The organism is Thiorhodococcus minor, from assembly GCF_010820565.1.
Taxonomy (GTDB): domain Bacteria; phylum Pseudomonadota; class Gammaproteobacteria; order Chromatiales; family Chromatiaceae; genus Thiorhodococcus; species Thiorhodococcus minor.
This window is the reverse complement of the sequence record NZ_JAAIJQ010000033.1, coordinates 26,023-39,650: the sequence shown is the minus strand read 5'-3', so window position 1 is coordinate 39,650 and position 13,628 is coordinate 26,023. Positions and strand designations below refer to the sequence as shown.

Sequence of the window (13,628 nt, the reverse complement as noted above, 5' to 3'; positions counted from 1 at the left end):
TAGGTCAAGGAAAAAGCTGAGAAAAAGTAAGCCTGATCCCTTCCAGCGACTGATTCTCACGCCGGATTCTCGATGTCGACGAAGCGATGGCGCAGCCCGAAGCTCTCGGCTAAATGCTCTCCAAGCGCCTGAGCACCATAGCGTTCTGTCGCGTGATGACCCGCAGCGACAAAGCACACTCCGAGCTCGCGCGCCTGATGCGTCGTCTGCTCGGAGATCTCCCCGCTGAGGAAGGCGTCCACACCAAGCTCCGCAGCCTGCTCGATGTGCCCCTGACCGCCCCCCGTACACCATGCGACACGCGCGATGCGTCTCGGCATTTGACCGACCAGCAGCGGCTCGCGCCCCAGGGAATCCGAAACGAAGGCCGCGAAGACATCGGGAGCCAGTGGCTCCTGAAGGCGAGCGACCCATAAGAGACCATCGCCAAGCGCGGATGGTTCCGCTTCGACGAATCCGAGCCGTCGCCCGAGCAAAACGTTGTTGCCGATCTCGGGATGGGCGTCGAGCGGCAGATGGTAGGCGATCAAGCTCATGCCCGCCCTGAGAATCATCCTTGCACGCCGCCCCTTCATGCCGACGAGGCAGGGGCTCTCGCCCTTCCAGAACCAACCGTGATGGACCAGGATGGCGTCGGCCTCCTCGGCGATGGCGGCCTCGATCAAGGCGGCGCTCGCGGTGACCCCCGAAACGAGTCGCCGGATCGGCCGCTCGCCCTCGACTTGCAAGCCGTTCGGCGCGTAGTCACTGAAGCGCGAGGCCTCGAGGAAGCGGTCACAGTAAGCGACCAGTGCGCGCGGCTCAATCATGCGGAAGCCCTTATCGAGTGGAAGCGGATCGCAGGAAGGCCCATCGTCGCCGCGAGCCACCATCCTTGCGGCAGCAGCTGAGCGCCCCTTAACCCCCCGTTAGATAAGCCCTAGCTTAATCCAAGCCTCGCGGACTGGTCCAACCCGCCCGCTCGCTTCGCGGTTCTCGCCAACGCCTTGATGGCTGCACGGCGAATCCCTCCGAACAGCCGGACGACGGCATTCGGCGCCCGGAGCGAGACCATCGAGCCGCTCGCGCAAAGAGCGCTTCGGCGCAGCACCGACGCCCTGCAAACAGGCAAAAAAAAAGCCCGGCGGGGAGCCGGGCTATAAACGTCTCATGATGAGAGAGACGAGGAGGACTCGGTAAAATCTTTCAGGCTCCCCGGAGGACCACTGAGGCCAGCCCGGGAAGTCGCCACAATCAGTGCATGAACAGACCGCCGTTGACCGGGATATTCGCGCCAGTCACGTAGGCCGCTTCGTCGCCGGCCAAGAAGCCAATTGCCGCCGCAATCTCATCAGGCTGAGCCATGCGGCGCATCGGGATTCCGCCGATGATGCTGTTGCGAACGCTGTCATCCATGGCCAAGGTCATGGCCGTCTCGACATAGCCGGGCGAGATGGTGTTGACGGTCACGCCCTTGGAAGCACCCTCTTGCGCAAGCGCCATAGTGAACCCGTGCATACCCGCCTTGGCTGCGGAGTAGTTGGCCTGACCGAACTGACCGCGCTGGCCGTTGACGGAAGAGATGTTGACGATGCGACCGAAGCCACGCTCAAGCATGCCTTCCCACACCGGACGCGTCACGTTGAAGACGCTGTTCAAATTGACATTGATGACCGCCTGCCACTGGGCGGCCTCCATCTTTTTGAACGTCTTGTCGCGGGTGATGCCCGCGCAGTTCACCAGAATATCGACCGGGCCATGCTGCTCGCCGATCTCTTTGATCATGCGCGTCGCGTCTTCAAACGAAGAGACGTCAGCAGCGATGGTGGCAATATCGAAGCCCTCGGACGCGCGCGCTTTCTTCCACTCCTCCGCAGCCGCAGCCTCGGACGGGTGGTGATTCGCCACGACTCTGCAGCCGTCTTTAGCGAGACGCGTACAGATTGCGGTACCAATGCCGCCGATACCGCCGGTGACGAGTGCGATACGTGCCATAAGACTCCTCCAAACGCTCGTTCTGTTTTGACTGTGAACCTTACATCTCAAAGCATGGCCGGTGAAGCCTTGCCCCCATTTGTTGTGACGCCCATCAATCGATCCCTATCGATCACCAAGGTCACGACAAATGGCAGTCCCTCCATGGACCGCCGGGCGGCCGGTCGCGCGATTAGGACGCGCTCGTGCTCTTGCGCAGGTCTGCGCTGATCTCGCTCATGTTCGTCTCGACCCAGCCACGGTAGTCGTCACGGGCTTCGCTGGCGATCTGCATGGTGGACTTGCCCTCGGCAATCATGCGCTCGCCCAGATCCTTGGTCGCGTCGACCTGACCCTTCAAGAACTCGTTGTAGCCCTTGGACTCGGTGGCAATCTTCATGACGCGCATGGCGTGATCCATGTACAGGGTCATGGCGTCCATCTGACGCGCAGCCATCTTCTCGAAGATGCGGACGTTCAGCTCGCCAAGGCTGGTCATGCGCTCGACGCTCTTGTTGGACCACTCGTTCATAGTCTTGATGCTGTCAGTCGTGTTCATGTGTCGTCTCCGAAGGTTTGTTGTGCAGTGCAGCAATGTTGCGTTGCACAATAAGCCGACTGAGCGGCGCGGTCAACACCAGATTTTGCAATTCTTTCTATTGAGCGCCCCGCAAGCCGCCGAGGCCCCATCAATTGCGCGCCAGCCAAACAACAGCTAAGGCTGGCAACATGGATCAGCCCGCACCCTCGTCGTCCTTCTTGCGATCAGGCCCCAGCGGAAAACCGGCCGCGCGCATGAAGTCTTCTTGCAGGTCGGTCCAGATCTCGACATTCTTTTGGGTCATGCGCGTCATCGCCTCGAACGGCGTCTCACTCAAGGCCTTGGCCATCTCCTGCTGTTGCTTGGCGAAGAGGTCCAGCGAGGATTCGAGATAGCGGGCGAACATGCCCTGCAGCGTGCCGCCATAGAACCGGATGATCTGAGCCAGCATGGCGGCGCTGAACAGCGGCTCGCCCCCGGTCTCTTCCTCCAGCATGATCTGGAGCAGGATGGAGCGCGTGATGTCGCTCTCGTTTGCGGTATCGACGACCTTGAAGCTGGCGCTGTTCATGACCAGGTCGCGGACGTCGGCGAGGGTGATGTAGCGGCTGACCTCGGTATCGTAGAGACGGCGGTTCGGGTATTTCTTGATGATTCGCTCGCTGTTCATAGGCGCCTGAGCTGCTTGGGCTTGTCTGTGCTTCGGGCAAGTGTACCCGACTCGCGACAACGCCTCGCCGGGGCGAGCCGGCGAGGCGTTGAATCGTCACGCAATAGGGCTGCGATCAGCCCTCAAGCCGAGGCTCAGGGGCGCTCGACGGCCAAGGCAACACCCTGCCCCCCGCCAATGCAGAGGGTCGCGAGCCCCTTCTTCGCATCGCGCTTCTGCATCTCGTGAAGCAGCGTCACCAGCACGCGGGCACCCGAGGCACCGATCGGGTGCCCAATCGAGATGGCCCCGCCATTGACGTTGACCTTGCTGAGATCCCAGCCCAGCTCCTGATTGACGGACATCGCCTGGGCCGCGAAGGCCTCGTTCGCCTCGACCAGGTCCAGGTCGGCAGGGGTCCAACCTGCCTTCTTCAGGCAGTCGGTCGAGGCCGGGATGGGGCCGGTGCCCATGATCGCCGGATCCACGCCGGCACTCGAGAAAGCGACCAGGCGCGCCATGGGCGCCAGGCCCAGCTCCTTGGCCTTGGATTCCTTCATCACCACGACCATGGCCGCACCGTCATTGATGCCGGAGGCATTGCCGGCGGTGACCGTACCCTCCTTGTCGAAGGCGGGGCGCAGCTTGGCGAGCTTCTCGGCGGTGGTGCCCGGACGCGGGAACTCGTCGGTATCGAATACCAGCGGATCACCCTTACGCTGCGGGATGCTCACCGGGACGATCTCGTCCTTGAAGCGTCCGGACTGGATGGCTGCTTCCGCCTTCTGCTGAGAGGCGGCGGCAAACGCGTCCTGCGCCTCACGGGTGAAGGCATACTTCTTGGCGATATTCTCCGCCGTGACGCCCATGTGGTAATCGTTGAAGGCATCCCAGAGGCCGTCGACGATCATGGTGTCCTTCAGCTTCCAGTCGCCCATGCGCTTGCCATCGCGCGAGCGCGGCAGGACGTGCGACGACTGACTCATACTTTCCTGACCGCCGGCGATGACGATGTCCGCATCACCACAGGCAACCGCCTGCATGGCCAGATGGACCGCCTTGAGTCCGCTGCCGCAGACTTTGTTGATGGTCATCGCCGGCACGCTGTGCGGGAGACCTGCACTTAGGGTGGTCTGGCGTGCCGGATTTTGCCCGCAGCCGGCGGTCAGCACCTGACCGAGAATCACTTCGCCCACCTGCTCCGGCGCAATCCCGGTGCGCTCGATCAAGGCCTTGAGGACAGTCGCCCCGATCTCGGTCGCGGCCAGGGATGAGAGTGCGCCGCCGAAGGTCCCGATCGCGGTACGGCCCGCATCGACGATGACGATGTTCTCGCTCATGGTGTGGATGTCCTCATCTGTGGAAGGTGGAAGTGCCCTCGTTTCAATGGCCGAGGGCTTGTTGATGAGCGGATTCTACGCACCTTTGTTGCAGTGCACAAATCCGCATGCTAAGTTTTGCGCAATCTCATCCCGAGGAGGGCAACTACATGAGCAACGATAGCTTTTTCACTGACAACTGGCTCGACCTTCAGCGCAAGTATTGGGACAGTTGGGCAGACATGAGCCGCAAGGCAATGGGCCTGGAAGAAGACAAGAAGATGACCACGCCCTGGGAGGGGGCCCTGGACCATTGGTGGAAGGCCATGTCGCCGGCCGCGCCCGACTTCTCCCAAGCCTTCATGGAGAAGATGATGGAGCAGGGCAAGAGCTTCTTCCGCATGGCCGAGACCTTCGCCAACAAGCCGGGCGACACGGCTCCGAGCGACGGGCTGTCCTGGTGGACCAAGGCGCTGGAGGACATGCAAAAGCAGTTCACCGGCTCGCTCGACGACAGCGGCAATACCATGCAGCGCATGATGTCTTTCTGGGAGATGCCGCTGGACAACTGGCAGCGCATGATGTCGTCCATGTCCCCCATGCCCGGCGACATGCTCCGCAACATGCCGCACGAGCAGTTCAAGGACCGCATCGACCGCGCCCTCTCCGCCCCTGGCCTTGGATACACGCGCGAAGAGCAGAGCCAGTATCAGGAGCTGATGCGCCGCTCCGTGGATTATCAGGCCGCCTTGCAGGAGTACACGTCCTTCTACAGCCGGCTCGGCATGAAATCCGTTGAGCGCATGGGCGACTTCATCCAGGGCGCGATCGACAGCGGCAAGAGCATCGATTCCGCGCGAGCGCTCTATGACAACTGGGTCAGCTCCTGCGAGGCCGTCTACGCCGAAGAGGTCGCCACGCCCGAGTACGCTGAGATCCACGGGCGCCTCGTCAACGCCCAGATGGCGCTGAAGCGCCGACTGGCGATCATGGTCGACGAGAACCTCGGCGCCATGAACATGCCGACCCGCAGCGAGCTGCGCACCCTGCAGGAGCGCCTGCAGGAGACGCGCCGCGAGAACAAGCAGCTTCGCCAAGCCCTCCACGCACTGGAGAAGCAGGTCGCCGCCATCAGCGGCAAGGCCCCGGCAACTGCACTCAAGGCCTCGGCCCCGGCAACTCGGTCGACAGCCAAGCCGTCCACGCGCGCAACGACGACCCGGCGCAAGACGGCCGCCAAGAAGACCACGGCTTCGGACGACTGAGACCCAAACGATCACGTGCAGCGCCACTGACAGACCACCGCGAGGACACAGATGATGCTTCCCATCGACATTCGGCCGGACAAGCTCTCCGAGGAGATGCTCGACTACACCCGCAAGCTGGGCCAGGGCATGGAAAACCTGCTCAACGCGGACGCCATCGACACCGGAGTCAGCCCCAAGGAGGCGGTCTACGGCGAGGACAAGCTCGTCCTCTACCGCTATGAGACCCCAGAGGGCGTCACGCCGGGACAGCCCCCGCTGCTGATCGTCTACGCCCTGGTGAACCGACCCTACATGACCGACATCCAGGAAGACCGCTCCACCATCAAAGGGCTGCTCGCCACCGGCCAGGATGTCTATCTCATCGACTGGGGCTATCCGGACCAGGCCGACAGCGCCCTGACCCTGGACGACTACATCAACGGCTACATCGACCGCTGCGTCGACCACCTCTGCGAGACCCACGAGGTGGACAAGGTGAACATCCTCGGGATCTGCCAGGGCGGCGCCTTCAGCCTCATGTACACGTCCCTGCACCCCGACAAGGTCAACAACCTTGTCACCATGGTCACGCCGGTCGACTTCAAGACGCCGGACAACCTGCTCTCGGCCTGGGTGCAGAACGTCGACATCGACCTGGCCGTCGACACCATGGGGAACATCCCCGGCGAGCTGCTGAACTGGACCTTCCTCTCGCTCAAGCCATTCAGCCTGACCGGTCAGAAGTACGTCAACATGGTCGACATGCTCGACGACCCGAACAAGGTCAAGAACTTCCTGCGCATGGAGAAGTGGATCTTCGACAGCCCGGATCAGGCCGGCGAGACCTTCCGCCAGTTCACCAAGGACTTCTACCAGAGCAACGGCTTCATCAACGGCGGCGTGAAGGTGGGCGGCCGCGAGATCGACCTCAAGAACATCAGCTGCCCTGTGCTGAACATCTATGCCCTGCAGGACCACCTGGTACCGCCGGACGCCTCCAAAGCCCTCAAGGATCTCGTCGGCAGCAAGGACTACACGGAGCTCGCCTTCCCCGGCGGACACATCGGCATCTACGTCAGCGGCAAGGCGCAGAAAGAGGTCACCCCAGCCATCGGCAAGTGGCTCAACGAGCGGACCTAGGGCCGCGACCAGCTACCAGCTACCAGCTACCAGCTACCAGCTACCAGCGAAGAGCCTAGCTGCGGCTGGCAGCTGGCGGCTGGCGGCTGGCTCGTCAGTCCTGCACGTAGAAATGGCGCCACCCGGTCCCGCTCGCGCGAATCAGCAGATCGAATAGCGCAGGGGTCGGCGTGGCCTCGCTCGGGAAGATCTCCTCGACCAGAATGAAGAGGCGGCCGAAGCCGCCCTGATCCTTCCAGTCCCACAGCCACGGGGGCCGCGTCTCACCGCAGCTCGGGCAGGTCACGCCGGCGTGCGGATGAGAGGCCCAGTGCGCGGCGCGCTCGCGCCAATCCACCAAGCGCGCACGACAGCCGATGCAGCGAGGCGCGCGCGTGTTGCGGCCGACCAGCAGATGGGGGTGCTCCCAGGACGGCGGGATCCGGATATGGCAGAAACCGCCTTGGCCATCAGGATCCGACGCGATGCTGACCGCGCAGCCGGCGAAGGCGAGCAGGCTGAGAAATCCCGGACCGATGCGATAGGCCGGCGCCTCGGACATCTCCAAGCGCTCGCCGACGAATCCCGTCTCAACGAGCGCCTCGACCAGCAGCCCGACCTGCGGACTGGCATGCGGGTCCGCCGGGGTCAGCACCATGCGGCCCGTGTGGCTGGCCAAGGCGGCCTCAGAATCGGCGGGGGAGAAGGTCGTTGCTGTGCTCACCATTGGCCAGGACTCAGGCCTCGCGCGACATGCGATGGAAGTCGAAGCTCAGCTCCTGGCTCGGTGGCTGGAGATAGCTACCCTGGATGAAGTCCGGTCGGCATGTCCAGACGCGCGACACCGTTTCCTGATCATCGATGCCCGGGGCGATCACCGCGATGCCGCGCGCTTGTAAGGCTTGCACGATCTCGGTCAGCCGCGCGCGGTCGGTATTGCGCACGACACTGAACGATAGCTTGGCCAGCTTCACGCCAATTCGCCCGAGCAGGGATACCTCGTCGCGGCTTCCGGAGACGTTGGCCACGCAGATCTGGATCCCGTAGCGGCCCAGACGGTCGATCAGCACCTTGGTCTCGGCACGGTTTTGGCGCACATCCGTCATCTGAAACTCGAGCAGCGGGTACATCCGCGTCAGGTTGAGCGTGAGGATCTGGTCGCGAAGCCAGGGAAACCACTCGGGCGCCGACAATGTCCCGACACTCTGGTGCACCAAGAGCTTGAGGCCAGGGTGCGATTCGCGCTGCGCGCTCATCACCTCGAAGGCCCGACGCAGGACCCAGCGATCGACCCTCGGCATCATCTCGGAGCGCTCGGCGACGGAGAGAAAATCCGCCGGTGGGATCTGCTCTCCATCCAGCGTCTGCATGCGGATCTGCGCCTCGTACAGCTCATCGTCCGACTGACTCAAGGCCAAGACGGGCTGAAACAGCAGCAGAAAACCGTCCTGGGCCAAGGCGGCGCTCACCAGACGCTTGACCACGGACTCCGCCTCTGGACTCGCGCCCGCCGTTGGCTGCGACGACCAGACATGCACCTGACTGCCGCCGACCGAGCGCGCGCCCGCGACGGCCTTCTCCGCGCGCGCCACCATGGTGACGGCGTCTTCGGAGGGCGAATCCAGCAGACCGACGCCGAGACTGGCGGCAATCCTGAAGTCGATCTCCCGATCCTCCGGCTCGAGACCGGCGATCTGCTGGCACAGCGAGGTCGCCAGCGCCTCGAGCGCGCCGACATCCTCACGCGCCGCCAGCAGTGCGTAGCGAAAGTCCGCCATCCGGGTCGCGCTGTCCTCGGTGACCATGAGCCGGCTCAAGACGCCCTCGAGCGCGCGCAGCAGCTTCTCGGTGACGGTCAGGCCGAGCTTGTCCAGGAAACGCTGGGGCTCGTCCAAATCGACCAGGATGAGGGCGATGGCCCCGGATTGGGGAGCGCCGGCCTTGGCGATCTGCTCCAGATGCCGCATAAAGACGTCACGCGGCAGGAATCCGGTGGCGGTCTCACGCCGATTGACCAGGGTGCGCCTGTCCTGCAGCCAGCGTGACATGCGCATGCGGTACTCGACGGCGGCGATCAGCGCGGCGCGCTTGACCGGCTTGTGGATGAAACCATCGCCGCCGGCCTTGAGCGCGGCCAACTGCTTGCCGAGGTCGTCTTCATCGGAGAGGAAGAGGATAGGGATGCCGTAGAAATCGTCGTGATCACGAATGATGGCCGTGAGCTCCGAGCCCGTCACTCCCTCGAGGTACAGGCTCATGAGCACCAGATTCGGTCGAAATGCCTGCATGCGGGCGAGCAGCTTCATCGGCGCGTCCAGCACCAGCGTCTCCATGCCGATGCTGGCGAGCAGCGTCGCAATTTTCTTGGCCTGTTTGGCGTCTTGGTCCAGGATCAGGATGCGATAGCGCGTCGTCTCGACCAGCCCGCACATGCGGAGCACGCGCGCGGCCAAGCGCCTGGGTGAGACCGGCGCCGCCAAATAGCTCGCCGCGCCGGCACGCAGCGCAGCCAGCCGCGCCTCCATGGCATCCTCACGCCGATCGTCGCGCGCGATACAGATGACCTTGGTCTGCCCGCGCGCGCGGCGGAGCTCGGCAACCAGCTTTGCGAGCCCGTCTTCCTCCGGCAGCGCCGCCGTCTCTACGATGGCGACCTCAGGTGCGGCGTCCGCCAGCTCCCGAACCAAGTCGTAAGCGTTCTCGAAGGATGCAATGCGCAGTCCCTTGGGCTGGAGCAGCGGCTCGAGATCGGCCAATAGCCCCCTGTCCGCCCCCAGGTAGAAGACGCGATTCTCTTGCGGTGCGCTGGTCGTCGATGTCATATCCTGATGTGCCCTGATCTCTGGTCTGGCCGCCGGCCGCGCCCCACCTGGGGCCGGCAGCGGGCTTGGCAGATCGATTGCGGCGTCCATCTATTGAAATCGCCGCTCCCTTTCGCTAGGTTCGAGCGAGTAATGCTGCTGGGGGTGTCCGTGACGACCCGCTTAGGCTTGGATTTTCGGTGCTCGGGCCTGTGACGTCCAGCCGAGGTCCGAGCCGGCGAGGCGCAGTCCCGGGCTGAGAGAAGACCCTTTGAACCTGAACCGGATCATGCCGGCGCAGGAAAGCAGAGAAGGTATCAGGCGCGCTCGCCATTTCCGACCTCAGTTCGGACGAGCGGCCATGACCACGACGCTTTCCTCCCGACCTGCCCTGGCGGGGATGGATCGACCATCCCACTGCGCTCTTCAAGGCCCCCAGTCAGCCAGCTTCGAGCACCCAGGTCCAAGGCGCCATCCTGTGCCTTGCATCAGCCTCCAGGAGTTTAGATGAGCGCCATCCCACAAGAATTCGTCCGCAAGACCGCCCAGCTTTCCGAAGACGTCACCCAGCCCTTCCCCAGCTCGCGCAAGGTCTATGTCACCGGCTCCCGTCCCGATCTGCGCGTGCCCATGCGCGAGGTCAGGCTGACGCCCACGGAGACCAACGCCAGGCCGGAAGAAAATCCTCCCGTGCTGATCTACGATACCTCGGGCCCCTACACGGACCCGGATGCGCGGATCGATCTCCTGAGCGGCCTGCCCGCGGTGCGCGAGCAGTGGATCGAGGAGCGCGGCGACACCGAGCTGCTCGATGGCCCGACCTCGGCCTTCGGCCGCCAGCGCCAGCACGACCCGGCCCTAGCCCATTTGCGCTTCGAGCACCTGCGCACGCCCCGCCGCGCCAAGCCCGGCTGCAACCTGACCCAGATGCACTATGCGCGCAAGGGCATCATCACACCCGAAATGGAATATGTCGCCATCCGCGAAAGCATGCGGCTCGAGGAGCTGCGCGCGGACCCGCGCTACGCCAAGCTGTTGCGCCAGCACCCGGGGCAAGACTTCGCCTCCGGCATGCCGGAGACCATCACACCCGAATTCGTCCGCGACGAGGTCGCCCGCGGACGCGCCATCATCCCGGCCAACATCAATCACCCCGAGCTCGAGCCCATGATCATCGGGCGCAACTTCCGGGTGAAGATCAACACCAACATCGGCAACTCGGCGCTCACCTCCTCCATCGAGGAAGAGGTCGAGAAGATGGTCTGGTCCGCGCGCTGGGGCGGCGACACCCTGATGGACCTCTCGACCGGCAAGAACATCCATGAGACGCGCGAGTGGATCCTGCGCAACGCCCCCATGCCCATCGGCACCGTGCCCATCTATCAGGCGCTGGAGAAGGTCGAGGGCAAGCCCGAGGAGCTGACCTGGGAGCTGATGCGCGACACCCTGATCGAGCAGGCCGAGCAAGGCGTCGATTACTTCACCATCCACGCCGGCGTGCTGCTGCGCTATGTGCCCCTGACCGCCGACCGACTCACCGGCATCGTCTCGCGCGGCGGCTCCATCCTCGCCAAGTGGTGTCTCGCCCATCACCAGGAAAATTTCCTCTACACCCACTTCGCGGAGATCTGCGAGATCATGAAGGCCTATGACGTCGCCTTCAGCCTCGGCGACGGTCTGCGCCCCGGCTCGCTGGCCGACGCCAACGACCGCGCCCAGTTCGCCGAGCTGGAAACCCTGGGCGAGCTGACCAAGCTCGCCTGGGAGCACGACGTCCAGGTCATGATCGAAGGCCCCGGGCACGTGCCCATGCAGATGATCCAGGAGAACGTCACCAAGGAGCTGGCGGACTGCCACGAGGCCCCCTTCTATACTCTGGGGCCACTGATCACGGATATCGCACCCGCCTACGACCACATCACCTCAGGGATCGGCGCCGCCAACATCGGCTGGTACGGCACGGCCATGCTCTGCTATGTCACCCCCAAGGAGCACCTGGGCCTACCGGACAAGCAGGATGTGCGCGACGGCATCGTCACCTACAAGATCGCGGCCCATGCCGCCGACCTGGCCAAGGGGCTGCCCGGCGCCCAGATTCGCGACAACGCGCTCTCCAAGGCCCGCTTCGAGTTCCGCTGGGAAGACCAGTTCAACCTCTCGCTGGATCCCGACCGCGCCCGCGAGTACCACGACCAGACCATGCCGCACGCCTCGCACAAGGTCGCCCACTTCTGCTCCATGTGCGGACCTCACTTCTGCTCCATGAAAATCACGCAGGACGTGCGTGACTATGCCGACGCCCACCGCATTGGCGACGTGGACGCGGCCGTCGAGGAAGGCATGAAGGAAAAGGCCCGCGAGTTCCGGGAGAAGGGCGCCGCGATCTACAAGGAGGTCTGATCGACCTGTTCCGCTCCCCTGAGGCCGGGCCAGCCCAGCGGTTGGCTCGGCCACGCAAGGATGCCGACTAACCGCTCCTCGGGGATAGCCCATCAATAGCTTCCCCCTGTATCAGCGGCAGCGTTGCCAAGAGGTCTTCGCACATGGATCACTAGGGCAACTCAGCCGTTTTCGAGCCCGCAGCGCGGAATCGGGAAACAAGCGCTGAACGGCTTCTAACTGCCCGAAACGCCCCAGACACGAGATTCCGGCCGCGTCGGATGACATGGACAACGAAGCCTGCCGTCCCGCCGGGGGCTATCCTTCGTCCTTGAAGAAGCGGTCGGCTCCCGGCCTTCAGCGGCCAACTTCTTCGGAGCAGCCGGTTGGCGCATGCCAATCTCTCCAGCCTCACCCGTGAGGCGAGCACCAGAAATAAGACAAGCCATTGTTTTCCTTGGCGCCCTTCGCACCTTTGCGGTTCAAATCCCGAATCTTGGATGGCCCCTCATGAGCATCAAGACCTCCCGTGTCCTCAAGATCCTGCGTGAGCGTTTCTACGCCTTCCCAGGCATCTCCGAGCGCGCCTTGCTGGAATCCCTGCAGATCTTCCGCCTCTTCGATCTGCGCGAGGGCGAGCAGCTTCGACTCACCGGCAGCGAGCTTCCGGACCGCCTCTATGTCGCCATCGGCCGCATCTCGATCACCGATGCGGCCGGAGCGCGCAGGGAGGTCTCGGCGAGCGCGCTTGGTCATATCGAGCTGCCCTGCCTTCCGGCGGCAGTCACCATAGACGCCCTCGAAGACTCTCAGCTCTGTCACGTCGATACCGCGCTCGCCGACTACCTCCTCACCCTGGAAGAGGTGGCCGAGAGCGTCGTGGCACCTGATGGGCTCCGCGAGGACGACCTTCGGCTGGCGCGAGACACGGCCCCATTCCGCCGCATCCCGCTGGAGAACGCGGAGCGTGCGCTGACGAGCCTACGCGAGCGCAAGGTCAAGGCGGGAGAGGAGATCGCCAAGATGAGTCGGGAGACGGACAGCTTCTTCGTCGTCGCGGCCGGACGCGCCGAGCTGTGGCGGATCGACGACGAGGAAGGCATCCCCATGAAGGCCGGGGAGCTGACGCGCGGGGCCGTCTTCGGCGAAGAGAGTCTCCTCACGGGCAAGAGCAGCGCGGTCACTGTGCGGATGCTGGAAGATGGGATGCTGCTTGAGCTACGACGCGATGTCTTTGAGCAGCTCTTGGCGAAGCCACTGGTGCGCGAGGTGGAGACGCCCGTGGCCAAGGCCATGATCGAGAGTGGCCATGTCGCCCTGGACGTGCGGCTGGAGGAGGAATTCGACGAAGGGCACATCCCAGAGGCCCTGCACGTCCCGCTCTCGCAGCTACGCACGCGGCTGGACGAGATCGACAGGACTGCCCGCCACGTCGCCTATTGCCGGAGCGGACGGCGCAGCTCGGTCGCCGCCTTTCAGCTGAGCGAGCTCGGCTTCGACGTTGTCAGCATGGCTGGAGGCATCCTGGCCTGGAGCGATCCCCTGACCGAGCCCGTCGACTGACGTCCACGGGCGCGCGGGCGAGCCCAGAAGGGCATCGAGACGAGCGTGCGATCCCGA

General features: G+C 64.0%; 11 protein-coding genes and 1 riboswitch. Of the genes, 4 read left to right on the top strand and 7 right to left on the bottom strand.

The genetic code is table 11. From position 1 onward, the window contains the following. Positions 1–56 precede the first annotated feature (56 nt). The 5 genes from G3446_RS12585 to G3446_RS12565 all read right to left on the bottom strand — a co-directional run bounded on the left by G3446_RS12585 (position 57) and on the right by G3446_RS12565 (position 4,483). On the bottom strand, positions 57–809 hold the full coding sequence (locus G3446_RS12585; RefSeq protein WP_164453181.1) for a Nif3-like dinuclear metal center hexameric protein: 753 nt from the start codon (positions 807–809) through the stop codon (positions 57–59). A 424-nt stretch (positions 810–1,233) separates the two neighbouring features. Continuing rightward, positions 1,234–1,974 carry an acetoacetyl-CoA reductase gene (gene phbB, locus G3446_RS12580; protein ID WP_164453180.1) on the bottom strand — a complete coding sequence of 247 codons (741 nt, stop codon included), beginning with the start codon at positions 1,972–1,974 and terminating at the stop codon, positions 1,234–1,236. A gap of 172 nt (positions 1,975–2,146) precedes the next feature. Next, a complete protein-coding gene (locus G3446_RS12575) occupies positions 2,147–2,512 on the bottom strand; it encodes a phasin family protein (RefSeq protein WP_164453179.1) in 366 nt (121 codons plus the stop codon). 175 nt (positions 2,513–2,687) lie between these two features. Next, complete coding sequence (gene phaR, locus G3446_RS12570) at positions 2,688–3,164, bottom strand: polyhydroxyalkanoate synthesis repressor PhaR (protein WP_164453178.1); 477 nt, start codon at positions 3,162–3,164, stop codon at positions 2,688–2,690. A gap of 134 nt (positions 3,165–3,298) precedes the next feature. Beyond that, the gene (locus G3446_RS12565; RefSeq protein WP_164453177.1) at positions 3,299–4,483 is read right to left on the bottom strand and encodes an acetyl-CoA C-acetyltransferase; all 1,185 of its coding nucleotides are present in this window, start codon (positions 4,481–4,483) and stop codon (positions 3,299–3,301) included. A gap of 149 nt (positions 4,484–4,632) precedes the next feature. Between G3446_RS12565 and phaE the strand changes: the two genes are divergently transcribed. Further along, positions 4,633–5,727 carry a class III poly(R)-hydroxyalkanoic acid synthase subunit PhaE gene (gene phaE / locus G3446_RS12560; RefSeq protein ID WP_164453176.1) on the top strand — a complete coding sequence of 365 codons (1,095 nt, stop codon included), beginning with the start codon at positions 4,633–4,635 and terminating at the stop codon, positions 5,725–5,727. 54 nt (positions 5,728–5,781) lie between these two features. Then, a complete protein-coding gene (locus G3446_RS12555) occupies positions 5,782–6,849 on the top strand; it encodes a class III poly(R)-hydroxyalkanoic acid synthase subunit PhaC (RefSeq protein ID WP_164453205.1) in 1,068 nt (355 codons plus the stop codon). A 94-nt stretch (positions 6,850–6,943) separates the two neighbouring features. Here the strand turns inward: G3446_RS12555 and G3446_RS12550 are convergent, their stop codons facing one another. Together G3446_RS12550 and G3446_RS12545 are read right to left on the bottom strand one after the other, a co-directional pair. After that, positions 6,944–7,555, bottom strand: a complete 612-nt coding sequence (locus G3446_RS12550) for a hypothetical protein (RefSeq protein ID WP_164453175.1) — start codon at positions 7,553–7,555, stop codon at positions 6,944–6,946. 10 nt (positions 7,556–7,565) lie between these two features. After that, the gene (locus G3446_RS12545; RefSeq protein WP_164453174.1) at positions 7,566–9,740 is read right to left on the bottom strand and encodes an EAL domain-containing protein; all 2,175 of its coding nucleotides are present in this window, start codon (positions 9,738–9,740) and stop codon (positions 7,566–7,568) included. Between the two features lie 40 nt (positions 9,741–9,780). After that, positions 9,781–9,950, top strand: a riboswitch (TPP riboswitch). 186 nt (positions 9,951–10,136) lie between these two features. Here G3446_RS12545 and thiC point away from each other — a divergent pair. Beyond that, entirely contained in the window at positions 10,137–12,029 is a 1,893-nt protein-coding gene (thiC, locus tag G3446_RS12540) for a phosphomethylpyrimidine synthase ThiC (protein ID WP_164453173.1), read from the top strand. 489 nt (positions 12,030–12,518) lie between these two features. After that, positions 12,519–13,571 carry a rhodanese-like domain-containing protein gene (locus G3446_RS12535; protein ID WP_164453172.1) on the top strand — a complete coding sequence of 351 codons (1,053 nt, stop codon included), beginning with the start codon at positions 12,519–12,521 and terminating at the stop codon, positions 13,569–13,571. The last annotated feature ends 57 nt before the right edge of the window (positions 13,572–13,628 follow it).

What these genes read in the sequence shown, in the direction of transcription:
- G3446_RS12585 (WP_164453181.1), bottom strand. Translation starts at nt 809, where the DNA reads ATGATTGAGCCGCGCGCACTGGTCGCTTACTGTGACCGCTTCCTCGAG.
- phbB (WP_164453180.1), bottom strand. Translation starts at nt 1,974, where the DNA reads ATGGCACGTATCGCACTCGTCACCGGCGGTATCGGCGGCATTGGTACC.
- G3446_RS12575 (WP_164453179.1), bottom strand. Translation starts at nt 2,512, where the DNA reads ATGAACACGACTGACAGCATCAAGACTATGAACGAGTGGTCCAACAAG.
- phaR (WP_164453178.1), bottom strand. Translation starts at nt 3,164, where the DNA reads ATGAACAGCGAGCGAATCATCAAGAAATACCCGAACCGCCGTCTCTAC.
- G3446_RS12565 (WP_164453177.1), bottom strand. Translation starts at nt 4,483, where the DNA reads ATGAGCGAGAACATCGTCATCGTCGATGCGGGCCGTACCGCGATCGGG.
- phaE (WP_164453176.1), top strand. Translation starts at nt 4,633, where the DNA reads ATGAGCAACGATAGCTTTTTCACTGACAACTGGCTCGACCTTCAGCGC.
- G3446_RS12555 (WP_164453205.1), top strand. Translation starts at nt 5,782, where the DNA reads ATGCTTCCCATCGACATTCGGCCGGACAAGCTCTCCGAGGAGATGCTC.
- G3446_RS12550 (WP_164453175.1), bottom strand. Translation starts at nt 7,555, where the DNA reads ATGGTGAGCACAGCAACGACCTTCTCCCCCGCCGATTCTGAGGCCGCC.
- G3446_RS12545 (WP_164453174.1), bottom strand. Translation starts at nt 9,740, where the DNA reads ATGGACGCCGCAATCGATCTGCCAAGCCCGCTGCCGGCCCCAGGTGGG.
- thiC (WP_164453173.1), top strand. Translation starts at nt 10,137, where the DNA reads ATGAGCGCCATCCCACAAGAATTCGTCCGCAAGACCGCCCAGCTTTCC.
- G3446_RS12535 (WP_164453172.1), top strand. Translation starts at nt 12,519, where the DNA reads ATGAGCATCAAGACCTCCCGTGTCCTCAAGATCCTGCGTGAGCGTTTC.